Origin of the sequence: Candidatus Kirkpatrickella diaphorinae (genome assembly GCF_025736875.1) — a bacterium.
Taxonomy (GTDB): domain Bacteria; phylum Pseudomonadota; class Alphaproteobacteria; order Acetobacterales; family Acetobacteraceae; genus Sorlinia; species Sorlinia diaphorinae.
Map to the genome: position 1 here is coordinate 544,786 of NZ_CP107052.1, position 23,011 is coordinate 567,796.

General features: G+C 58.2%; 18 protein-coding genes. 8 read left to right on the forward strand and 10 right to left on the reverse strand.

What is annotated here, in order from left to right:
* Positions 1–12: 12 nt before the first annotated feature.
* A complete protein-coding gene (locus N5W20_RS02445) occupies positions 13–777 on the reverse strand; it encodes an arginyltransferase (protein ID WP_319807342.1) in 765 nt (254 codons plus the stop codon).
* Positions 778–889: 112 nt separating this feature from the next.
* Here N5W20_RS02445 and N5W20_RS02450 point away from each other — a divergent pair, with 112 nt between their 5' ends.
* Complete coding sequence (locus N5W20_RS02450) at positions 890–2,305, forward strand: phospholipase D-like domain-containing protein (protein ID WP_319807343.1); 1,416 nt, start codon at positions 890–892, stop codon at positions 2,303–2,305.
* Between the two features lie 12 nt (positions 2,306–2,317).
* Here N5W20_RS02450 and N5W20_RS02455 read toward each other — a convergent pair whose 3' ends face one another.
* Positions 2,318–2,986, reverse strand: coding sequence for an endonuclease/exonuclease/phosphatase family protein (locus N5W20_RS02455; RefSeq protein ID WP_408869431.1), 669 nt, complete (start codon positions 2,984–2,986; stop codon positions 2,318–2,320).
* A 5-nt stretch (positions 2,987–2,991) separates the two neighbouring features.
* A complete protein-coding gene (locus N5W20_RS02460) occupies positions 2,992–4,047 on the reverse strand; it encodes an AI-2E family transporter (protein WP_319807345.1) in 1,056 nt (351 codons plus the stop codon).
* A gap of 377 nt (positions 4,048–4,424) precedes the next feature.
* Here N5W20_RS02460 and metC point away from each other — a divergent pair, with 377 nt between their 5' ends.
* Complete coding sequence (gene metC / locus N5W20_RS02465) at positions 4,425–5,636, forward strand: cystathionine beta-lyase (RefSeq protein WP_319807346.1); 1,212 nt, start codon at positions 4,425–4,427, stop codon at positions 5,634–5,636.
* A 2-nt stretch (positions 5,637–5,638) separates the two neighbouring features.
* Here metC and N5W20_RS02470 read toward each other — a convergent pair whose 3' ends face one another.
* The 3 genes from N5W20_RS02470 to N5W20_RS02480 form a co-directional block, all read right to left on the reverse strand.
* Positions 5,639–7,114, reverse strand: a complete 1,476-nt coding sequence (locus N5W20_RS02470) for a YifB family Mg chelatase-like AAA ATPase (RefSeq protein ID WP_319807347.1) — start codon at positions 7,112–7,114, stop codon at positions 5,639–5,641.
* A gap of 102 nt (positions 7,115–7,216) precedes the next feature.
* Positions 7,217–8,461 (reverse strand): phosphoglycerate dehydrogenase, encoded by a 1,245-nt coding sequence (gene serA, locus N5W20_RS02475; RefSeq protein WP_319807348.1) that lies wholly within the window; start codon positions 8,459–8,461, stop codon positions 7,217–7,219.
* A 108-nt stretch (positions 8,462–8,569) separates the two neighbouring features.
* A complete protein-coding gene (locus N5W20_RS02480; RefSeq protein ID WP_319807349.1) occupies positions 8,570–9,364 on the reverse strand; it encodes an inositol monophosphatase family protein in 795 nt (264 codons plus the stop codon).
* A 121-nt stretch (positions 9,365–9,485) separates the two neighbouring features.
* Between N5W20_RS02480 and N5W20_RS02485 the strand changes: the two genes are divergently transcribed.
* The 4 genes from N5W20_RS02485 (at position 9,486) to smpB (ending at position 12,548) form a co-directional block, all read left to right on the forward strand.
* Positions 9,486–10,220 (forward strand): 3-deoxy-manno-octulosonate cytidylyltransferase, encoded by a 735-nt coding sequence (locus tag N5W20_RS02485; RefSeq protein WP_319807807.1) that lies wholly within the window; start codon positions 9,486–9,488, stop codon positions 10,218–10,220.
* On the forward strand, positions 10,217–11,047 hold the full coding sequence (locus N5W20_RS02490; protein ID WP_319807350.1) for a prephenate dehydratase: 831 nt from the start codon (positions 10,217–10,219) through the stop codon (positions 11,045–11,047). The genes N5W20_RS02485 and N5W20_RS02490 overlap by 4 nt, the downstream gene beginning before the upstream one ends.
* A gap of 109 nt (positions 11,048–11,156) precedes the next feature.
* The gene (dapA, locus tag N5W20_RS02495; protein ID WP_319807351.1) at positions 11,157–12,050 is read left to right on the forward strand and encodes a 4-hydroxy-tetrahydrodipicolinate synthase; all 894 of its coding nucleotides are present in this window, start codon (positions 11,157–11,159) and stop codon (positions 12,048–12,050) included.
* A gap of 3 nt (positions 12,051–12,053) precedes the next feature.
* Positions 12,054–12,548, forward strand: coding sequence for an SsrA-binding protein SmpB (smpB, locus tag N5W20_RS02500; RefSeq protein ID WP_319807352.1), 495 nt, complete (start codon positions 12,054–12,056; stop codon positions 12,546–12,548).
* 49 nt (positions 12,549–12,597) lie between these two features.
* On the opposite strand, the gene N5W20_RS02505 is transcribed toward smpB, so the two are convergent.
* Together N5W20_RS02505 and N5W20_RS02510 are read right to left on the reverse strand one after the other, a co-directional pair.
* Positions 12,598–12,939, reverse strand: coding sequence for a hypothetical protein (locus tag N5W20_RS02505; protein WP_319807353.1), 342 nt, complete (start codon positions 12,937–12,939; stop codon positions 12,598–12,600).
* Positions 12,940–13,575: 636 nt separating this feature from the next.
* Positions 13,576–14,250, reverse strand: a complete 675-nt coding sequence (locus tag N5W20_RS02510; protein WP_319807354.1) for a cold-shock protein — start codon at positions 14,248–14,250, stop codon at positions 13,576–13,578.
* Between the two features lie 299 nt (positions 14,251–14,549).
* On the opposite strand from N5W20_RS02510, the gene N5W20_RS02515 reads away from it, so the two are divergent.
* Positions 14,550–15,560 (forward strand): lipid A deacylase LpxR family protein, encoded by a 1,011-nt coding sequence (locus tag N5W20_RS02515; protein ID WP_319807355.1) that lies wholly within the window; start codon positions 14,550–14,552, stop codon positions 15,558–15,560.
* Here the strand turns inward: N5W20_RS02515 and N5W20_RS02520 are convergent.
* Positions 15,550–17,151 (reverse strand): bifunctional diguanylate cyclase/phosphodiesterase, encoded by a 1,602-nt coding sequence (locus N5W20_RS02520; protein WP_319807356.1) that lies wholly within the window; start codon positions 17,149–17,151, stop codon positions 15,550–15,552. The two genes, N5W20_RS02515 and N5W20_RS02520, sit on opposite strands and share 11 nt — an antisense overlap.
* Before the next feature lie 154 nt (positions 17,152–17,305).
* Entirely contained in the window at positions 17,306–19,417 is a 2,112-nt protein-coding gene (locus tag N5W20_RS02525; protein WP_319807357.1) for an ATP-dependent DNA helicase RecG, read from the reverse strand.
* A gap of 125 nt (positions 19,418–19,542) precedes the next feature.
* Between N5W20_RS02525 and mfd the strand changes: the two genes are divergently transcribed.
* Positions 19,543–23,001, forward strand: a complete 3,459-nt coding sequence (gene mfd, locus N5W20_RS02530; RefSeq protein ID WP_319807358.1) for a transcription-repair coupling factor — start codon at positions 19,543–19,545, stop codon at positions 22,999–23,001.
* Positions 23,002–23,011 lie beyond the last annotated feature (10 nt).

A 23,011-nucleotide genomic window follows, 5' to 3' on the forward strand; every position in this document is an offset into this window, starting at 1 on the left:
GACGCGTTTTTCCTACCGCCGAACGTCTTTAGGATGCGAGAAGGGGGCGTCGAGCGGGCGCCAGCCATTATCCTGGAAGATTTCCGCCGGGCGGAATGATGATTTATACGCCATTTTGGCACTCGCCGCGACCCAGTTGCCAAGATAGAGATGCGGCAAATCTCGTTGCCGGGTCAGAGCGATCAGTTGGAGAATCGCGAAGATCCCGAAGGATCGGTGCGGGCAGTCCGGCACGTAAAAATTATAGATTGCCGAAATGCCGCAGGACATGATGTCGATCAGCGAAACGCAGACGAGCGCCCCGTCCATTGCACGAAATTCAAGGACAATGGACGGGACGGGGCTGCATTCCACAATGTCGCGATAAGCATCAAAATTCATCTCCCGCATGGCGCCTGATGGATGCCGGACACGCTGATATCTCTGGAAAAGATGATATTGCTCCAGCGTTGCGCCCCGTGATGATTCTCGGCAGGTGAGGTCACGATGCGTCCGCAATACGCGTTTCTGCTGTCGGGAGGGCGTGAATATTGCGACGGGCAGGCGAAGGGGCAGGCAGGCGCGACACATCACACAATCTGGCGAGAAAGCGACATCAAACATGCGTCGATAGCCGCGCAATGTCAGCTCACTCATATCCGCTGCGACATGCGGGCCTTGCAGCAGAGTCACGCGCTTTCGCTCTCTTTGCCCCTCAAGATAGGGACAAGATTCTTCAGGGAGGTGATAAAATTGACGTTTAGGTTTCGTTGCGGTCGTTATTTGCCCTATTGTCATCCTTCCTGCATAAACATATTTCCCCCGTTGATGAAGAAGCCGCTTTCAGAGTCCGGGCGATTTTACCGGTAATCAGGTGCCTTGCGCCTGTTCATGTCGGGGTGGTTTCGGGATGACACAGATTTTAACGACGCCGGACATTGGTTTCCTGACCTGTCGCCTTGCGGTCACGCTTATCGTCGTTCTGCATGTGCTTCGCACGAAGCACGACACGTCGGCCGCCGTGGGGTGGATCGGCTTTTGCTGCTTCATGCCATTTACCGGCGCGGTGCTCTATACGATGTTCGGCATTAATCGTGTGCGTCGCCGGGCGCAGCGGCTTGTGCTGGAGCATCGCTGGCCGGGCCGCGACCGTTTGATGGAACATCGCCACGCGGTGGAGGGGCGTTACGCGCCCCTGGCCTCCATGCTCTCACGCCTGACGGAGCGTCCGCTTCTGGGTGGGAACACCATCGCGTGTCTGCATAATGGTGAAGGCATCTACCCTCAGATGATCGCCGCCATCGACGCCGCGCAGAATTCTGTTCTGCTCTGCTCCTATATTTTCCGGGCGGATGAGGTGGGGCAGAGATTCGTCGCCGCCTTGAAGCGGGCCAGGGCGCGGGGGGTGGAGGTGCGCGTCCTGATTGACGGGATCGGGAGTGGTTATTTCTATAGCGGGATCGCTCGCGCCCTATCGCGCGCCGGAATACGTCATGCGCGCTTCATGCATTCCTTCCTGCCCTGGCGCATGCCTTTCATCAATCTCCGCAATCATCGCAAAATCCTCGTGACGGATGGAGCTGTCGGCTTCCTCGGCGGTGTGAATATCGGCGCTGAAAATCTGCTGACCGGCGCGGCGCGGAAACGCGTGGCGGACACGCATTTCGCCCTGCGCGGACCTGTCGTGCAGCAATTGACGGAAGCCTTTGCGCGGGACTGGTCTTTCACGGTCGGGGAAGAACTGGAAGGATCAAAATATTTTCCTGAAGCGTCTGCCGAAGGCGATGTCCCCCTGCGCATCGTCACGGCGGGACCGGATGATGATCTTGAGAAAATCGAATATGCCATTCTTCAGGCGCTGACGCTGGCACAACATCATGTGCGTATCATGACGCCTTATTTTCTGCCGGGGGAACGTCTGACGACGGAAATCTGCCTCGCTGCCCTGCGCGGCGTCAAAGTGGATATCGTGATCCCGAAACGCGGCAATCACCGCATTATTGATTATGCGCGTGATGCCAGTCTCGGCCCGTTTCTGCAGGCTGGATGCGCCATCTGGCTTGCGAAGCCACCTTTTAATCACGCCAAATTACTGGTGTGCGATTCGACATGGTGTTTTGTCGGCAGCAGCAATATGGACCTCCGCAGTCTGCGGCTTAATTTTGAGATCAATCTCGAAGCTTACGATGCGCGCCTGGCTGAAAGTCTCGCGCATTTTATCGATTCTCATAAGGCAAACCGCCTGACAACCGCCTATCTGAAGTCCATCCCGTTCCTTAAACGTGTGCGTAACGCGGCCATTCGTCTTTTGACGCCTTATCTGTGAGATGCGGCGCGCTTAATGGCGCGGCGGGGCATCAAGGCCGAGCTTGACGAAAATCGGATGATGGTCGGAGCTGAAATTCGGCAATATCTGATGATTCATGAGATGCATCCCGCGCACCAGGCACCGGTCGATGCGGATGGGGAAGATCTCCGCCATGCGATGGGTCGGCGCGCGCGGCCCCACATCCTGAAATTGTGGGAGAAGGGTGGGGCCAACGAGGTTGAAATCACCCATAATGATGGCCTGGTTACGTAACATCGGCACAAGGTGGCGCAATTGGCGCCGATTGAGAATTTGCCCATGCGACAAATGCACATTCGCGATGGAAAAACTCCCGAAATCAATGATCTGGGCGTGACGCCGGACAATCAGCCCCGAGGGCAGGCGACACCGCACCGGCGCGCGGGAAAATGGGTGTCGGCTCCAGCAGGCCAGCCCGTGAATGCGTTCCGGCAAGGCGAAACGCGCATAATGACCGCCCAGGCGATCTGTCAAAGCGGAGAGTCCAGCGACGGCCTCCTGCATCAGGACGATATCCGGCTTGACGGCCTCAATCAGCGCCACAACCTCCTGCACCTGAGCACCCACCTCATGAAGCAGATTCCAACTCAGGATTTTGACGTGATCACCCGCATAAATCTGCGTCGAATCGCGCGGGGGGACGGCGAGGGGCGGTGAAATGGATGTCACAGCGTGTCGGGCCGCGTGTGCGTGTAGGCGCCGCTGGCGAATTCCGTCGTCAACGTATAACCGACGCCTAGAAGCACCGGCCCGAGGAAAATACCGACACCGCCAAGCGTGATGACGCCGCCCAGCACGCCCAGTACCGTCAGCAGGTAGGGGAGTTGCGCGCCGCGTGCAACGAAGGCCGGGCGGATAATATGATCAGCACCGGAAATAATAATAACGCCATAAATGGCCAGGAAGAGCCCTTTGGCCCAGCTTCCATTCAGGATAAGCCATAAGGCCGTCGGCACCCAGACAATCGGCGCGCCAACCGGAAATACAGCGACGAAAGCCGCACATCCACCCAGCAGACCGGCTTCCGGCACGCCGCAAAGCATCATGCCGATCGTGGTCAGCACGCCCTGAATGATTGCCGTTCCGAGAATGCCGTAGACGGTGCCACGCACCACGCTGCCAATCACATCAATCAGGCGATAAGCATAATCACCCGTGACGCGGCGCAGTAACGCGGTGATCACGCGCCCCAACGCGTCGCCATTCAGCCAGAAGAAAAACGCGATGAACAACGCCATGACGAGTTCAACCAACCCACCGGCAATCTGGATCAGGACAGAGATCGTATAGCGCGCGATCTGGCCGGCATAGGGGCGGATTGTCGCGCCGATACTGCCAATATCCCGCGTCCACTCAGTGTAAAGTGCCGTCAATTTACCGCCAAGATAAGGAATGTGGGCGATCCATAACGGGGCTGCCTCATTCTTGCGGAAATGGGCAAGCCCCGCCGTGATGCTGGCCGTTGCAGCGGGCAGGTCCTGAATGCCGGTTGAGGTGAGCAGGGCGAGGGGGAGGACAATGGCCACGGCGCAGATGATCATCATCGTCACCGCTGCGAGGACAGGGGGGATGCGTCGCCGCAGGCGCTTGAAAAGGGGCCACGTCGTAAATGTCAGGATGGCTGCCCATAAGATGGCGGAAAGAAACGGCCAGAGGACGACGCCGCAGCCATAAGCGACGCCGACGAGTAAAAAGCCGAGCATGATGCGTTCGGTCGTCACGAGCTGTCTCCGTCCCTCACTTGATCGGCCATCCGGCGTTGGCTCATCTCTTAACGCGGGTCACCATAACATTTTTCAGAGAATAAAACGCGATTCACAATTTTATCCACTCCGACAAACTCCTACCTCGCGCAATATCGATTTAATGGGGCGTCGCAATGCGGCGCGATGACGTTCGCACTTTGTCACTTGACGCGCATCCACCACCATAAAATCATGAATGCGCAAGATTTATTCCCAGATGGGATCTTGCCACGCGGTGGGATTTCCCATTTTCCGACGGGCGGGACGCAGGTTAGGGTTGGGATGATCAGGTGTCATGACGGAGTTTTCGACATGGGCAGCAAGGTCGGGTTGAAGAGAGGAAACCATCATCAATGACGGATGCCATGGAACGACGAGTCACGGAAGGGTGGAGCCGCTTTGCCGATAAGGTCGTGCGCGCGGGGCGTCACGACTCATTGCCGGAGAGGGGGCAGTTCATTAATGCGCCGGTCGCGCGGGGCTCCACCGTCATTTTCCCGAGTCTGGCGGCGATGCATGCGCAGGGCCATCGCACCTATGACCATGAGGTGATTTATGGTGCGATGGGCAACCCGAATCAGCATCTTCTTGAACGGCTGATCGCGGAGATTGAAGGCGGCAGTGACTGCCAGGCTGTATGCTCCGGCCTGACCGCCTGTGCCTTGCCGCTTCTCGCTTTTACGGAAGCCGGAAGTCACGTGCTGATGTCTGACGCGATTTACGGCCCGACCCGTCGTTTCGCCAAAACGATGTTGCGACGCTTCGGTGTGGAGACCAGCTTTTATCCCCCAATGGCGTCAAAAGAGACATTGCAATCTTTGATGCGGCCTGAAACTCGCATCATCGTCGCTGAAAGCCCGGGCAGCCATAGTTTTGAAGTTCAGGACGTGCCGATGATCGCGGACGTTGCCGCTGCGGGGCAGGCAAAGCTTATTGTCGATAATACGTGGGGCTTGGGCATCTTCCAGCCTTTCGCGCATGGTGCGCATATTTCTGTCCAGGCATTGACGAAATATGCGGGCGGGCATTCCGATATTATTCTGGGGGCGGTGACCGTCAATGCGCGGGAAGACTGGGTGAAGCTGAGAGATGCGGCGATCCAGCTTGGCCTCTGCGCCAATCCGGATGAGAGCTGGCTGACCTTGCGAGGCTTGCGCACCCTCACTGTCCGCCTCGAGAAACAGGCACTGACCGCTTACAGAATGGCCCGGTGGCTGCAATCCTGCGCGCCGGTCGCGCGTGTTCTGCACCCGGCTCTGGAAGATTGCCCGGGGCATGATAACTGGCTGCGCGACTTCAGCGGTGCGGGATGTCTCTTCGGGGTGGCATTGCGGCCGGAAATCACCGACGCCGCCATGCGGGCCATGATTGATCGGCTTAAAATTTTCAGCATCGGCGCATCATGGGGCGGGTATGAGAGCCTTGTCATGCCGACTTCCGGGGGGATCGTGCGCGATCACACCCATCATCACCAGCCTGGCCCCGCCTTCCGCCTCCAGATCGGCCTTGAGGACCCTGAAACGCTTAAAGAGGACCTCGCCACCGCCATGGCGGTGTTGCAATGAGTCTATCGGTGCCGAAAGGCGAGCGCTTCCATCAGATGCGTCGGTTCCAGAGCGGGGGAGTCGGCCAGGTCCGCAAGGGTGCGCCCCACACGGACCAGCCGCGTCATTGCACGCGCGGAAAGGCGTAATTTCGTGCCGATCTGCTCTAAACGGGACCGCGCATCTTTTGTGAGATTCAGCTCTTCAAAATTGGCGCGGGCATTGATGACGCCCTGACGCGCCATTTGCCGCGCGCGTGCGCTTTCGACACGCTGGCGCACCGTCGCGCTCGCCTCACCTTTGGCGGCGCGGGTCAGCTCAACCGGCGTGGCGGGTTTGAGGAAGACAGCGAGGTCCATGCGATCCATCAACGGGCCGGAAATTCGGGCCGTGTAATCCTCCGCACAGCGCGGGGCCTTGCGGCATTGGCGATCTGCATCACCAAGATAGCCGCAGCGACAGGGATTCATGGCCGCGACAAGCTGGAAATGCGCGGGATAGGTCACGTGATGGGCGGCGCGCGCCACGGTGATGGTGCCGGTTTCAATCGGCTGGCGCAAAGCCTCAAGACAGGCGCGCGAGAATTCCGGTAACTCATCCAGAAACAGAATACCATGCTGCGCCAGGCTGACTTCACCCGGTCGGGCCCGCGCGCCGCCACCCGCCAGGGCCGGGAGGGAGAGGGAATGATGCGGGTCCCGGAAAGGTGGGCGTGTGATGAGCTGCCCATCTTTGAGAAGGCCGCTGAGACTGTAAATCCGGCTGACCTGTAATATTTGATGCCGGTCAAGATCGGGCATGATAGAGGCCATGCGCGCGGCAAGCATCGATTTACCGGCGCCAGGCGGGCCGATCATCAAAAGTGAATGCCCACCCGCGGCGGCGATCTCCAGGGCGCGACGCCCGACCGACATGCCTTTGACATCTGCAAGGTCCGGTTCCGGCGCAGGTGGGTGCAGGGTCAGAGGGGCCGGGGCGGAAAGAACCTGCCGCCCCTGAAAATGCGCGATCATCTGAGTCAGGTCCGCCGCCGCGTAAACCGGAAGTTCCTCACTGGCCCATTGCGCTTCCTGACCTTGCGGGGCCGGGCAGATGAGGGAGAGATCTTTCTCCGCGGCGCAGATCGCCGCTGATAAGGCGCCGGAGACCGGGTTGATATGCCCATCCAGTGATAATTCGCCCAGCGCCGCACATTGCTCCAACGCGTCGGACGGGATGACACCCATGCCGCAAAGCAAAGCCAGAGCGATGGGAAGGTCGAAATGCGACCCTTCTTTCGGGATGTCAGCCGGGACGAGGTTGACGAGAATGCGTTTCGGCGGCAAGGCCAGGCCCAAAGAAGCAAAGGCGCAGCGCACGCGTTCCCGCGCTTCCCCAACAGCTTTATCAGCGAGGCCAACGACGATGAAGGAGGGAATACCGGCGGAAATATGGGCCTCAACCGTTACCGGGATGGCCTCAATCCCGGCAAAGGTGAAGCTCTGCACCCGTGTGATCACGGGTAACGAAGGCGCTTTCTGACTGCGATGTTCCTCGATTATCGACACGCCGACATAGTTAACGACGGCAATAGAGGATGACCAGCGGAAAAAGAAAAAACTTTATCTCTGGTAAATCAGCCTTGTGCGGATGGTCCCATCAAGGGCGCGGAGACGTTGAAGGAGGGTTTGATCAACCTCTCGATCCGGCCCGGCGTCACTTTCAACCACGACGTAACCAACCTCGCCATCCGTCTGTAAATATTGTGAGACGATATTACGGCCTGCATCTGAGAAGATCTCGTTGAATTTCTGGAGAATACCGGGACGATTTGCATGGACATGCATGAAGCGGGAGCCTTTCGGCCGCTCAGGCAACTGCACATTGGGGAAATTCACGGCACCCAGCGTTGACCCGACATCTGAATATTCAACGAGCCGCTTGGCTACCTCAACGCCGATCCTCTCCTGCGCTTCAACGGTGGAGCCACCAATATGCGGCGTGAGGATGACGTTATCCAGCCCCTGAAGCGGTGAGGCGAATTTCTCATCCCGGCCCTTCGGCTCAACGGGGAAGACGTCGATCCCGGCACCCATCAGATGGCCATCCTTCAAGGCCGCTGCGGCCGCGTCGAGATCCACCACTGTGCCACGCGCATTATTCAGCAGAATGCTGTTAGGCTTCATAGCGCGGATCTGCGCTGCACCCATCAGATTGCGCGTCTCCGGCGTTTGCGGGACGTGAAGGCTGACGATATCGGATTGCGCCAGAAGCGCCTCTAGGGACGCGACGGGGGTGGCGTTGCCATGCGGCAGCTTATCGACAATATCGTAATAAATGACATTGAGGCCGAATGATTCAGCCAGGACGGAAAGCTGTGAGCCGATGGAGCCATATCCGACAATACCCAGCGTCTTCCCGCGTACCTCCCAGGAATTAATGGCCGATTTATCCCAACCACCACGATGACATTCCTCCGAGCGGGAGGGGATGCGCCGAAGCAGCATGACGATCTCACCCATCACCAGCTCCGCGACGGAACGCGTATTGCTGTAAGGGGCGTTGAAAACCGGGATCGCAGCATGGCGCGCCGCATTGAGATCGACCTGGTTCGTCCCGATACAGAAGCACCCGATCGCCATAAGGCGGTCGGCCGCGCTGATGACTTTTTCCGTCAACTGGGTGCGGGAGCGAATGCCCACCATATGCACGCCCTGCAGCGCCTCTGCCAGCGCCTGATCATCCAATGCGGTTTTGAGGTGGGTGATCTCGTGATATCCCTTCGCCCGGAACCACGCCGCCGCGCTTTCATGGATGCCTTCCAGAAGCAGAATGCGGATTTTGTCCTTGTGCAGAGATAACGTCATCGAGCCTCATCCAACTTTGCGCGCCACCCTGATGATGGCCGCGTCTTCCGAAGGTTTCCTAAACGATTATTGCTGCGCGGGGAAGGTCTTTCCGGTGCCCGCATCGAGTCAGGAAGCGGCGTTGAGGGCGGCGCAGGCTTCACGGTTCAGGGAGGAACTGGCGCAGGCAAGCACGGTGCCATCGCTCTCCGCTGTCAGGCTTCTGCCCTGCCAGTCGGTGATGCAGCCGCCAGCGCCTTCCACGATGGGGACAAGCGCGGCCCAGTCCCAGATTTGCATGGTGCTTTCCGCGATGATGTCGATCAGGCCGAGGCTGAGCAACCCGTAAGCATAAGCATCCCCCCCCCAACTGGTGCGCCGGACGTGGCGTTGAAGCTGCGCAAACCGCGAGGCGTCTTCACCAATGTGCATGTCAGGCGCGGTGCAGGAAAGTTCTGCATCCGCCAATGACGCTGCTGCGCGTCGCGTCCCGACCCGCCCCGGCATTTTCGCACTGGTGAATTGCGTCTCCGCCCCCGTTACGCCGAACCATCTTTCCCCCGTGATGGGCTGGTCGATCAGCCCCGCATAAGGGACGCCGTCACGCAGCACGGCGATCAGAGTCGTAAAACTCGGGCGACCGGTGATAAAGGCCCGCGTGCCGTCAATCGGGTCAATCACCCACTGCCATCCGGCTGCCGTGGGGCGGCCGCCAAATTCCTCGCCCAGAATGTCATGTGTCGGATGGGCGGATTCTATCAGACCCCTTAAAAGCGTTTCGACTTCATGATCAACCTGCGTCACCGGGCTGGCATCATCTTTGGATGTCACCGTCAGGGGGGCTCTGAAGGCACGTTTCAGAACGGCGCCGGCTTGATCTGCGCATGAATGCATCGTCTGTGACAGGCGGACGAGGTCAGTCACTCTGGGCTCCTTCAAAGCTTTCATGCTGAGATTGACGCCCCTATCTGCACTGGGGCATGAAGTTGTGCAATCGATTCTCGGTTTAACGCCCCGTCGACAAGTCTGGAGCCCGCGCGTCCCCATGAAAGCCGCCATCATCATCCCGTCGCGTCTCGCGGCCTCCCGTCTGCCCGGTAAGCCGCTGGCAATGATCGGCGATAAACCCATGGTCGTGCATGTCGCTGAGGCCGCCCTGGCCGCAAATGTCGGGCCGGTTATCGTCGCTGCGGGTGATCGGGAGATTATGGAGGCGGTGGCGGGATGCGGTGTGCACGCCGTGTTGACGGACCCCGCCCTCCCCAGCGGGACGGATCGCGTTCACGCTGCTTTGCAGGAATTTGACCCGGATGGCGCTTTGGACACGGTCATTAACCTGCAGGGTGATCTTCCCCTGATCCGCTCTGAGGATGTTGCGAAAGTTCTTGCACCGCTTAACGGCACGGATTTTGATATCGGCACACTCGTCGCCCCGATCGCGTCCGAGGCGGAGGCAAATACGCATGCGGTTGTTAAAGTCGCCTGCGCGTTGGGCAGGGCGGGTGAGATTGCCAGAGGGCTCTATTTCTCTCGCCATGTCATTCCGTCCGGGGCGGGGCCTTTATGGCATCATGTCGGCATCTATGCATGGCGCCGCCCGGCTCTCAACCGTTTCGTCACGCTTCCTCCCTCCGCGCTGGAAAAGCGGGAATCGTTGGAGCAATTGCGGGCTCTTGAAGATGGCATGACCATCGGATGCGCCCAGATCGCGGCGGCACCGCAATCTGTCGATACGGCGGATGACCTTGAAATCGTCCGCCGACACGTCGCGAAATCATGAGTGTCATCGCATTTCAGGGCGTTGCGGGGGCTTATTCGGACCTCGCCTGCCGCCAGGCGCGTCCGGGTTGGGAGACGCTGCCTTGCACGAGCTTCCCCGATGTGATTCAGGCCGTGCAGGAGGGGCGCGCCGATCTCGGTATGCTGGCCTGTGAGAACTCCCTTGCCGGGCGCGTGCCGGAAGTGCACGCCCTGCTGCCGGAAGCAGGGCTATCGATCATCGGCGAGCATTTTCAGCGTGTCGAGCATTGCCTGATTGCGCTTCCCGGCGTTGAAGAGGGGGAGATTCGTCGTATTCACACTCACCCTGTCGCCATTGGCCAGGTCCGCAAACTGATTGCCGCACTGAATGTTCAGGCGGTACCGGCTTTTGACACGGCGGGCGCGGTCAAACTTGTGGCGGAATGGCAATCCCGCGAGGATGCGGCGATCGCGTCGGAACTCGCCGCACAGCTTTACGGGCTGACAGTGCTTCGCAAAAATGTTGAGGATGCGGCGCACAATACAACGCGTTTCTACCTCGTCGCCCGACAGGGTGGCTGGCCAGCGGTGGAAAAATGCGCGGATACGATGACGACCGTGCTTTTTCGCGTTAAAAACAGCCCGGGCGCATTATACGCTGCCCTGCGTGGTTTTGCAGAGGCGGGGATCAATCTGACGCGTCTGGAAAGTTATATGGAAGTCGGCTCCTTTAACGCGACGGGCTTCCTCGTTGATTTTGAAGGGCACCCTGAAGAGGCGCGGTCACAAGCTGCTTTGGATAATATGAAAGCCTATGCAGATCAGCAGATGGTCCTCGGCGTTTATGGTAAAAGTCCGGCCCGATAGTGAGGGTTAAACCGGATGTGCATTGTCGTCCGGACGTCTCGGCGTTAAACTGCGTTTTTTATTACTGATTTCAGGTGATGATCGGGTTGTCCCCGATCTGGGTAGGGTCATGTCCGCACGTAAGATTTTTCAGGGTTCTTTGGTCGCGTTGCTGACGCCCTTCCAGGAAGACGGGTCTCTAGACCTGCCAGGGCTGGCACGACACATTGAACGTCAGATTGAAAACGGCACGGAAGGTTTATGCCCCGCTGGCACAACGGGGGAGAGCCCGACCCTCACGCATGATGAGCACGGGTTGGTCGTCGCCCATACGGTCAAAATCGCGGGTGGCCGGGTGCCGGTGATGGCGGGGGCCGGGTCCAACAGCACGCATGAGGCGGTGGCCATGGCGCGCCATGCCAAGGCCGTTGGCGCGGATGGGCTGCTGGTGGTGGCGCCCTATTATAACAAGCCGACCCAGGAAGGGCTTTACCGCCATTACATGACGGTGGCGGACGCAACGGATCTGCCGCTTTTCGTTTATAATGTTCCCGGACGGTCCGTTGTGGAAGTTCTGCCGGAGACACTCAGCCGATTGGCGGGCCATCCCAATATTGTCGGGGTCAAGGACGCAACGGCCAATCTTGTGCGCCCCTTACAGGTCATACGTCTCACGGAAAAAAAATTCATACAGCTTTCCGGTGAGGACGGAACGGCCTTGGCCTTCCTCGCCAGTGGGGGGGATGGTTGCATCAGTGTCACGGCCAATATCGCGCCGCGCCAGTGCGCTCAGATGCACAAGGCATGGCGTGAAGGGCGTGTCGCAGAGGCAATGGATATCCAGCAGAAATTAACGCCGGTGCATGATGCGCTTTTCTGCGAGTCGAACCCGGGCCCCTTGAAATATGCGGCGGCGAAGCTCGGGCTTTGTGGCGATACGTTGCGCCTGCCGCTTTGTGATGTCAGCGCGGCATCGAAAAAAATCATTGATGCTGCTTTAGCTGAGGCCGGATTGACGGGGTAAAGCGTGGCAAGTCCAAAAAAAAAATCAACGCTGATCTCTCACGGGATTGCGGCGCAAAACCGTAAAGCGCGATTTAATTACACGATTATTGAGACGATTGAGGCCGGGCTTGTCCTGAAAGGCGCAGAGGTGAAGAGCCTCCGCCACGGGCGTGCGACCATCACCGAAGCCTATGCCGGAGAACGCGACGGCGAGTTATGGTTGCTGAACGCTTATATCCCCGAATATCAGGGCGGCGTTCTGTCCCGATTTGAGACAAAAGCGCCTCGGAAATTACTGCTCCATAAAAAGCAGATGGCGCATCTCCTCGGTGCGGTTTCACGCGATGGCGTGTCTCTTGTGCCGCTGGATATCCATTTCAACAAGCGGGGCGTCGCGAAACTGACTTTGGGTCTGGGGCAGGGCCGGAAGAAAGAGGATAAACGCCACGCCATCGCTGAACGCGACTGGCAACGCGACAAAGCACGCCTCATGCGGTCCAAGGGGAAGGATTTCTGACGCGGTCAGGGACTTTTCGCTGACAAATTGCAGATGAATCTTCAACCCCTCAGCGAGGTGACCGCGGGTCGGGCGGGATGATGCCAAGAGCTGACGCTGCAAGAATATTCTCATTGGGTGCGCCCGCCAGAACATAGCCCTTTTCGAGCAATTTGCGACAATAATATTTGTTGTACATGAATGCCCAGATGAGGCTGACTAAAAGCAAGCCGATTCCGTAAGTGCAAAGACCAATTATGACCAGTATGACGAAACTTCCGATAAACGTAAGAAAATCGGCGCGGAAAAGAGCTGGGAAAAATCCAAATAACAACGTCGTCCAGGAAAATCCGTAATATCCGTTCTTCAATATCCCGGTTTCTTTGTGCTTCATCACAATGCGCGTGGCCATTTCTTCCCTCAAAGAAAATTCCAACAATATAAACCGAATATGTAAAGTAACACACGTGATGAGGCCGATAAAGTGATTCTGATCTACTATGGATGGTTTTCGGTTTGATCTCAGACGGGCTGGCAAGATTTACGGCGTTACCGCTTCTGCACTTACCGAACGCGACATGCCACAATTGGGCATTGCATCGCTGCCGCGCAGAGACGGCTCAATCTATCGAGCACGCATGACGCACCAAATTTTCCTTCAAAATTGAGCCTTTAATGAGATTTATCGCATCGATAAAAAGGTATAAGCTCCGCCTGACGATCGAAGCGGAGTCGGATCGTTCCCGAAAGGTCAAGCAAGGCATCAAATCTCGTCGATAAGGCTCACTTGGATGGCGCGCTGACGAGATTGACGTTTTATCTTTGCCTTCAGGAAATACGTCTGAGCGATACGATGGCTCGAAGGAAAAGGAAGGCGCGGCTGCGCGCTGAAAATGAGGTCACCAATGTCAAGCAAAAATCCGAAGGCGTCTCGATGAGACGAGATAATAAGCCGAAGCCTTTCATCTGAGCTTTTAATGGCAACGGCACTGGGCAAAAAAAAGGCCGATCGATGACCGGCCTTTTCCTAAACAATATTGTTGAAAGCTTAACCGGCGTCGATGTCGGCAGCTTCAGGGCCTTTCGAGCCTTGAACAACCTTGACATTGACAGCCTGACCTTCGGAGAGGAAGTTCAGGCCGGAACGCTCCAGCGCGGAGGCGTGGATGAAGATGTCCTTGCCGCCACTCTCCGGTGTGATGAAGCCAAAACCCTTCGTTGCATTGTACCATTTGACAGTGCCACGAAGATCCTGAGCGGAGGAGAGGTCAGGCGCGGCACGTGGTGGACGGCCACCGCCGAAACCACCAGCGCCGCCACGGGCACCGAAGCCACTGCGGGGGCGCGGGGCCTCGGCTGTGCTTTCATCGACAGAAATCACTTCCGCCACCTGACGACCTTTCGGACCCTGGCCGATCCGAACGGAGAGTGTCGCACCAGGGGACGCTGCCGAGAAGCCAGCATTGGAGAGCGCGTTGGCATGGAGGAAGACGTCGCCCGTGCCATCAGCAAGTTCGACAAAGCCGAAGCCCTTCTCCCCGCTGAACCACTTTACCGTGGCGCTGACTTCCGGTCCCGAAGCGACGACTTGAGCGCCGCCGCCTGATGGACGACGATTTTGTGAATTGGGGCGGTCCCCATATGACGGAGCGGACATGAAATCATCGTCAAATCCGCCGCGGCGAGGGGAACGGGGGCTGCGGTCGGTTCTGTTACTTCTCAACGGTCTAATCCCGAGATCTGGGCGCGGTCTCTTCAATAAAGAGAGCGCTGGTGGCGTAAATCAAAATTTTACTGAGAATCGGTCTGCATCTTGCAGCCTAAATCGCACAGGTAAAATTTCTCGACGATACTAGCATGCTTTTGGAAAACCGTGCCACAGGAAAAGGTGTAATAAAATCAGAGGTGTCACAATTTCTGGAAATTAAATAAAAATTTATCACAACAATTCTAAAACACACATCTCTGTGTCAAGAAATTATAAACTTTTACTCTTAACCAATTTTTGCAAGAGGCGGTTCAATGCTCAAATCCATCCATGTCGTGCGTCGCGTCGCGCCGTGTTTTCTGGGGGTCGCGTGTGTGGCGCAGGCTGCCGCATCTCCTCCGACGGACTCACGCTCGATCTGGACCCTTCAGGCCGAGAATGACGCCGTCTCCACCCTAAAAGGCACGTCCGACCAGTATTATACCTCCGGCCTGCGGGTGAACTGGACGTCAGGCACGGATCAACTGCCGCGATTTTTCTCCCGCATCAACCGCGCTCTGCTCGGTGACGGGGTGCAGAGGATGAGTGCCGGCGTCCAGCAACTTATCTTCACGCCCAGCAACACACAGGCGGCAACGCCCCTGGCGGGCGACCGGCCTTATGCCGGTGTGCTTCTCGGCACGCTGAACCTGATTAATGACACGGATCTGTCGCGCTCCGTCGTCGGGATACAATTAGGCGTCATGGGCCCCGCCGCGGGTGGCAAGCAGGTACAGAATGGCTTTCACAGCATCATTGGTGATTCGCCAAATCGGGGATGGGACCATCAATTACGCAATCAGCCCGTCTTTCAGGTTCAGGGCGGGCGCATCTGGCGTTTTCCGCTCATCAAGGTGGCGGGTATCGAGACGGATATCCTACCTGCGATTTCCGCAGCAATGGGTGATTACCGGATTTATGGCGGCGGGGCCGCGACATTGCGGATCGGGCAGGGGCTGGACAGCGATTTCGGCAATGCGACGATCGGGCCGGGCCTTGATGGCACAGATGCATTTGTCAGGACAAAACCGGTTGCATGGTATGTTTATGGCGGTGTCGAGGGCCAGGCTGTAGCGTTTGACGCTTCCCTTCAGGGAAACACATTTTACCGTTACGGGCCGCACACCAGCAAGAAGTGGGATCAGGGCACCATCCACGCCGGTGTCGCCGTCATGTGGCGTGGTTTGCGCCTCTCCTACAGCCAGAACTGGCAGACAGCGCAATTCAGGCAGTCACGTGCGGGCCTCTTTAATTACGGGTCCGTCAAACTTTCCTTCAAGTTTTGACCGGTTTGCACGTTTTCAGCTTTTTACGCCGCTGGGGCAATGCCGCTTCTTGCGGCGCCCCCAACAGAAACCCTTGCACCTCCTCATAGCCGTAAGATGCCAGGAAGGCCATTTGCTGCTCCGTCTCCACCCCTTTGGCGCAACATGTGATGTTGAGGCCTCGGGCGAGGTGGACGATATGCTGCAATATCCGGCTTGAACGCGGGTCCGTTCCGAGCTTCGTCAAAAAAGAGCGCGACACTTTAATTTTATCGACAGGGTAAAGTGAGAGACGCTCAAGGGAGGAATAGCCGGACCCGAAATCATCCAGAGCAATGCAGACGCCCATGGCCCTGATCCGGGCCAATTCCCGATAGACGGCGGCGGAAGGCCCGAAATCGGCTTTTTCCGTCAGGTCGATCTGCAGGCGGGCCGGGTCGAGAGAAACGTCGGAAAGAATGCGCTCCAGCAGTTTCGACAGGCGCTCCTGATAAAGCCAGGTTGGAGAGATATTGACGCAGACGGAGAGGGCATCATGCCAGTTGGCCGCGGCGCGGCATGCGGCGCGCAGGCTCCATTCATCCAAGCGCTCAATCAGGCCGGAAATCTCGGCGCAGGGGATTAATGTTGCGGCGGATACCAGCCCATGACCAGGGCGGTCCCACCGCAACAGCGCCTCGCGCGAGACGATTTTCATGGAGGAAAGTGACGTTGTTGGCTGCCACTGAAACGACAATTCTTTCTTTTCAATGGCCGCTAACAACTCCTGCTCCAGTCGTTGCGGCGCCTGCGCAGGGGTCAGGCCCTCATCAGGCGGCACATGCGTTTTGCGCCGACGGTGCCATCCTTTCTTCTCCACTTCCAGATCGGCGATGCGGAGGAGGGACATCGGGTCATGCCCGTGCTCGGGATAGGTGGCGACAGCGAAATTCATATCCGGCGCATATTGAATGTCTCCGATCTGAACCGGGCGGGACATGATATTGCGCAATGTGGAGATGTGGAGATCAACGACGGTGCGGTTATCACCCGGCAGTGTGACGAGAATGAAATTCCCCCCGCCGGAATGGCCGATCAGGGCATAATGCGTGCCGCTTTGCGCGATCCGCGCCGCCAGCTTGTCGATGATCTGATTGGCGACATCCCAGCCATAAAGCTGGTTGATATGGTCAAGGCTCCCGAGAGAAACGCGAATGACGGAGAAGCTGCGACGGCGCGGCAAGTGCCTTTCACCATCCATCTGCTGACGGATAAAGTCGAGGCATTCTGACCGTCCCGGCAGGGATTTAACGGAGAGAGACGGGTGCGGCGGCGCGAAAATCGTTGAAAAATAAGGCAGGATTTTCCTCAACCGGGAGAGTGTTTCCTCGGGTGAAGATTTCAGATGGCCGAACTGCGTTACAACGTATGATTTGTCATCATATCGCCCGAAGGCTGTCGCCACCCCCGTTTCAGCGATTTCAATATGCGCATCGTGATGGCGTAAGGCGGGCATGACGCTTTCAACGGAAGGCAGGTCCACGCGGCCCCGTGCAATGACCCGTACCGGATGTTTTTTTTCGTTCAGCGTCAAAAGGACGAGGCGGTCCGCGCCAAGCAGGTGCCGAGACATGTCCAATATCGACTCTTCGATTTGGTGCGACGGAAGATTCGACATTTTTGAAATCCATCTTTCATCACCGGCATCGCGGCGCGATCAGGCCGAGGCCGTGTAATGTGGCGTTAAATGCGCCCAGTTCACCTATGAGGTGACTGTATAACCTATTTTAACCAGATGCGAGCAAATCCCAAGGCTGGTCACCATTAAATATGCGTGTAGGTAACCTGTATTGATCATTGTCATCTGTAACGCCCGATTGTGTTTTCCGCCAGTAGGCGTCACTCAGTTGACGCGCGATTTCCAGTATCTTCTCCAGCGGGACTCCATTTAACAGGCGGGGGTCTGGCAGGCCGGTCTGGCGTCGCCCGGCAATATCACCACCGCCGCGCAATCGATGATCCTCCTCCGCGATGAGAAAGCCGTCTTCCGTCTGTTTCAGCAGGGTAAGGCGCTGCTGGGCGTTGAAAGACGGCGTCTTGTCAAAAAGCAGCAGACAATATGACCGTTTATGTCCCCGCCCGACACGGCCGCGCAACTGGTGCAACTGAGCCAGGCCGAACCGCTCGGCATGTTCAATCACCATGACGGAAGCTTGCGGGACATCCACGCCAACCTCAATCACGGTCGTCGCAACGAGGATTTTGTACAGCCCCTCCCGAAATTGCTGCAATATTGCCTGGCGCGTCGCACTATCCTGGCGCCCATGCACCAAAGCGACTTTTCCGGGAAAGAAACGCTCAAGACTTTCATAGCGCGCCTCCGCCGCGGCGAGGTCCAGTTTCTCACTTTCCTCGATCAGGGGGCAGACCCAGTAAATCTGGGCCTGTTCCGAGATTTTGCGCCCGATCGCCTGATAAACCTCGCTTATCGCGCTGAGGGGGTGCAGGGATGTCTGGATGGGCAGGCGTCCCTTCGGTTTTTCATCAATACGGCTTACTGCAAGCTCCCCCCAACGTGTCAAAAGAAGCGTGCGCGGGATCGGGGTGGCGGTCATGACGAGCATATTGACGTTCTCGCCCTTATTGCTCAATTTCACGCGCTGCGTGACGCCGAAGCGATGTTGCTCATCAATGACGCAAAGGCCAAGCTTCGCAAACGCCACCCCATCCTGAAACAAAGCGTGCGTGCCGATCACAATGCAGGCGGCCCCATCGGCAATGGCCGCCAGCGCCTCACGCCGCGCCTTCCCTTTGACATTGCCGGATAAAAAGACGGTCCTGACTGGGGAAAGGGCGGAAATTGTCGTAAAATGCTGCCGGGCCAGGAGTTCAGTCGGCGCCATCATCGCGGCCTGCATGCCCGCTTCCACAGCATGGAGCATGGCCAGCAGCGCAACGATCGTTTTGCCGGACCCGACATCCCCCTGAAGAAGGCGAAGCATCGGGCTGGGCTGGGTCAGATCCCCCGTGATTTCATGAATGACGCGTTGCTGGGCGTTTGTCAGATCATGGCCGAAGCGGCTGAGCGCTTCTTTTTGTAACGCGGCTGTGCCGATCAATGCACTGCCCGTCTGCTGTCGAAGCCGCATGCGCGTTGCACCCAGCGCAAGCTGGTCATGAAAAAGCCGGTCACAAGCGAGCCGCTCCCGCGCGCCACGCTGAAGGTCCGGCCATTCAGTCTCACGTCCGGGCTTGATCACGCGGTCCGGGGCATGGAGGGTGACGAGGGCGTCTTTGAAGGGCGGCCATTTCTGTGCACGCAATAATGCCGGGTCCAGCCATTCCGGCAGAGAGGGGAGGGTGGCGAGCGCGGCGGAGACAGCACGGCGCATGGTCGAGGTGAACAACCCGGCCGTCAAAGGCCAGACCGGCTCAATTGCCGGGATCATATGCCGACGTTCCGCCGGGACGAGGTAATCAGGTTGCGGCATGGTCAGCCGGCCATGATAAAGCTCCACAATCCCGGAGACGGCGACAGATTGCCCGATGGCAAGGTTGCGAATAAAGGCGGAATTGAAAAAGACGAGGTCAATTTCAGCATTTTCATCCCGCAGAAAGATGTGGGAGGGTTGGCGCGGTCGCGATGCTCTCTCAATGCGCGCGACACGGCCTGTTGTCGTTACAATATCTCCCGCAAGGCAGGTCGCCGCCGCCTGCGCCAGCGGGACAGGCTGGGCGCGGAGAATATAACGGTCGGGTAGGGTCAGGAGGAGATCCATCACGCGTTGACCACCCGCAACTTTCGCCAGCAGGGGCGCCGCACGCGCCCCGACCCCCGGCAGAGAGATGAGGGGGGCGTCAAGGGGCGCAAACATGTCTTCGGGTTCTGTCTCGTTCATCCATTCACCTGACGGGCTGACACGACAACCCTCAACCGTTATAGGAAAACCCACATGAACAACAAGACGTCTTCCTGAAAGGCGACAGAGTGACATTATAGCGTGTGAGGTAAAAAGGCGTCATCGTGGGGCAGACAGTTGATTATCCGACCCTTTGGGGCGTGCCGGACTCTTATACCGCGTTTTTCCTTCGCACGCGGTTGAGTGAGCATGAGGGGACGCTCGTGCACATTGCCCGGGATGACGCGGCGATCGCGGTCATTGGCGATATGCTCAATTACCTTGAACCCACTTTGGAAATATTGCGCTTCCCCGCCTGGGACTGCCTGCCTTATGACCGCGTTTCACCCCACCCGGTGATTATTGCCGAGCGCGCCGATACATTGTCCCGCCTTCTGGACGCGCCGAAGGGGCGACGCGTGGTGCTGACGACGGTGGCCGCTCTGGTGCAGCGCGTCACCCCGCGTGATGTGTTTCAAGGGCAGACAATGCGGATTTCCGTCGGGGAATCCTGTGATCCGGAAACATTGATCGCCCTCCTCATCGCGAGTGGCTATAGCCGCACCGACACAGTCAGGGAGCCGGGTGAGTTCGCCAGTCGGGGAGGGATATTTGACCTTTTCCCCCCTTCCGAAGCCGCGCCCCTGCGTATTGATCTCTTCGGCGATGAAGTTGAAAATATCCGGCGTTTCGACGTCCAGTCCCAGATCTCAACGACGCCGGTCAGGATTTTTGAATTACGGCCGGTGACGGAATATATGCTGACGCCGGAGACAGTCAGTCGCTTCCGCACCGGGTGGCGGGATGCTTTTGGCCCTTCCTCAGCGCGTGACACGCTTTATGAGCATATTTCTGAAATGCGCCGCCATCCGGGTATCGAGCACTACCTGCCGCTCTTCTACCCGGAACTTGAGAACATCTTTGATTATATCCCGGACGCGGCTGTCAGCGCCGATTATCAGTTTGAGGAAATCCTGCTGAACCGGCTGGAGATGATCAAGGACCATTACGCGGCGCGGCGGGAGCTTGCCCATGAGGGCGAAGCGCTCTATCGCGCTTTGCCACCCCACCGGCTTTATCTTGATCGCGCCGGTTGGGACGCCATGTTGAGCCGACAGAAATGCATCAAGATCAGCCCGTTTGCGAAACCGGATGTCGGGGTCGGGCTGGATGCCGGTGCGCGGGCGGGCCTCGTCTTCACCCGTGGGAAGGACCAGACGCGGGAAGGCGTCTTTCAGGATCTGAAGCGTCAGGTCAAGGATTGGGCGGCGCAGGGGCGGCGTGTTTACATCACGGCATGGTCAACCGGCTCCCGCGCGCGAATTGCGGCGCTGCTTGGTGACCATGGCCTTGCTTACGAGAATTTTGACCCATGGGCCGATGCGGCGGGTGTCGCGACAGGCATCGTCGGGTTGATCATCCTGGGGCTTGAGCGCGGCTTTATTGCGGACCGCGTGGTGTTTATCACCGAGCAGGATCTGCTGGGCGGACGCATCGCGCGCCCACCGCGTCGCAAGCGCAAAGCCGATCAGTTTATTTCAGAAGCCGCGGAGATCAATGAAGGGGACCTGGTCGTCCATGCGGATTACGGCATCGGGCGTTATGAGGGGCTGGAAACCATCAGTGTCGGGGTCGCGCCGCATGATTGCCTGCGTCTGCTCTATGATAATGATCAGAAGCTCTACCTCCCGGTTGAAAATATCGAATTACTGAGCCGCTTCGGGTCGGAGCAGAATGGCGTTGCGCTTGACCGCCTCGGCGGCCCAGCCTGGCAGGCGCGCAAAGCGAAGATGAAGGAGCGCATCCGCGACATGGCGGCGGAGCTGATCCGCACGGCGGCCGGGCGATCCATCCGGGAAGCACCCAATCTGGCCCCGCCGGAAGGGCTCTGGAATGAATTTTGCGCCGGTTTTCCGTTTATCGAAACGGATGACCAGACGCGGGCGATCAGTGATGTGCTGGAGGATCTCACGTCAGGCAAGCCGATGGACCGCCTCATTTGCGGCGATGTCGGTTTCGGCAAAACGGAGGTCGCGATCCGTGCGGCGTTTATCGCGGCCATGTCCGGGGTGCAGGTGGCGGTTGTCGTGCCGACAACCTTGCTGGCGCGACAACATTATCGCAGCTTCACGTCGCGATTTTCCGGCTTTCCCATTCAGATTGCCCAATTATCCCGCCTGGTGAGTGCGGCAGAAGCCGCGCGTGTGCGGGAGGGGCTTGCGGCGGGCCGGGTGGATATTGTGATCGGCACCCACGCGCTTCTGGCAAAAACGATCAAATTCGCCAATCTCGGCCTGCTGATTATTGATGAGGAACAGCATTTCGGCGTCGCGCATAAGGAGCGCCTCAAAGCCCTGCGGGAGGATGTCCATGTGCTGACATTATCCGCCACGCCTCTCCCCCGCACATTGCAGCTTGCTCTGACGGGCGTGCGGGAGATGAGCCTGATTGCGACACCCCCGACAGACCGCCTGGCCGTGCGCACCTTCATCACACCGTTCGATAGTGTGATGATCCGTGAGGCGATACAGCGTGAGCGATTCCGTGGGGGGCAGATTTTCTGCGTCGTGCCGCGCGTCGAAGATATGGAGCGCATGTCTGAAAGATTGCGGGAGATCGTCCCGGATGCCAAAATCGTGCAGGCTCATGGCCGCCTCGCCGCGACCGAACTTGAGCGCGTGATGACGGAATTTTCAGACGGGAAACACGATATCCTGCTTTCAACCAACATTGTCGAAAGCGGCCTCGATATGCCTGCCGTGAATACGCTGATCATCCATCGTGCCGACATGTTCGGGCTGGGTCAGCTTTACCAGTTGCGCGGGCGTGTGGGGCGCGGTAAGCAAAGGGGTTATGCTTATCTGACCTGGCCGCAAACGCACCCTCTCAGCCCGGCGGCGGAAAAACGGCTTGAGATCATGCAGTCACTCGACAGTCTGGGGGCTGGCTTCACGCTGGCCGCGCATGACCTTGACCTGCGCGGTGCTGGTAATTTGCTGGGTGAGGAGCAATCCGGCCATATCAAAGAAGTGGGTATCGAGCTTTACCAGCAAATGTTGGAGGACGCGGTGGGCGACCTGCGTCACACAGGCGCGGCGGCACGCGCGCGGGATGAGGATTGGACGCCCATCATCGTGCTCGGCCTACCCGTTCTGATCCCGGAAGATTACGTCAAAGACCTGCCTGTGCGTCTGGGCCTTTACCGCCGTATCGGCGTGCTGAAAGGTGAGGCGGAAGTCGACGCCATGCGCGCAGAGATGATTGACCGTTTTGGCGCGATCCCCCCGGAGGTTGAAAATCTCCTGAGCGTGATCGAAATCAAAAAAGCCTGCCGTCGCGCGCACGTAGAGCGGGTTGAAGTCGGGCCGAAAGGCATGGTCATTCAATTCCGCAAGCAGCAATTCCCGAACCCGGACGGGTTGATGAAATGGATCGCGCGTAACGCGGCACAAGGCGTCAAACTCAGGGCGGATCATAAGCTGGCCATTGTGCGGGAGATGACAAACGCCCAGCGTATCGCCTATGCGCGCAAAGTCACCGCCGTCCTTGCCCGCATGGCGGAGAAGAAAACGGGGGCGCCCTAATCGCCTGGAG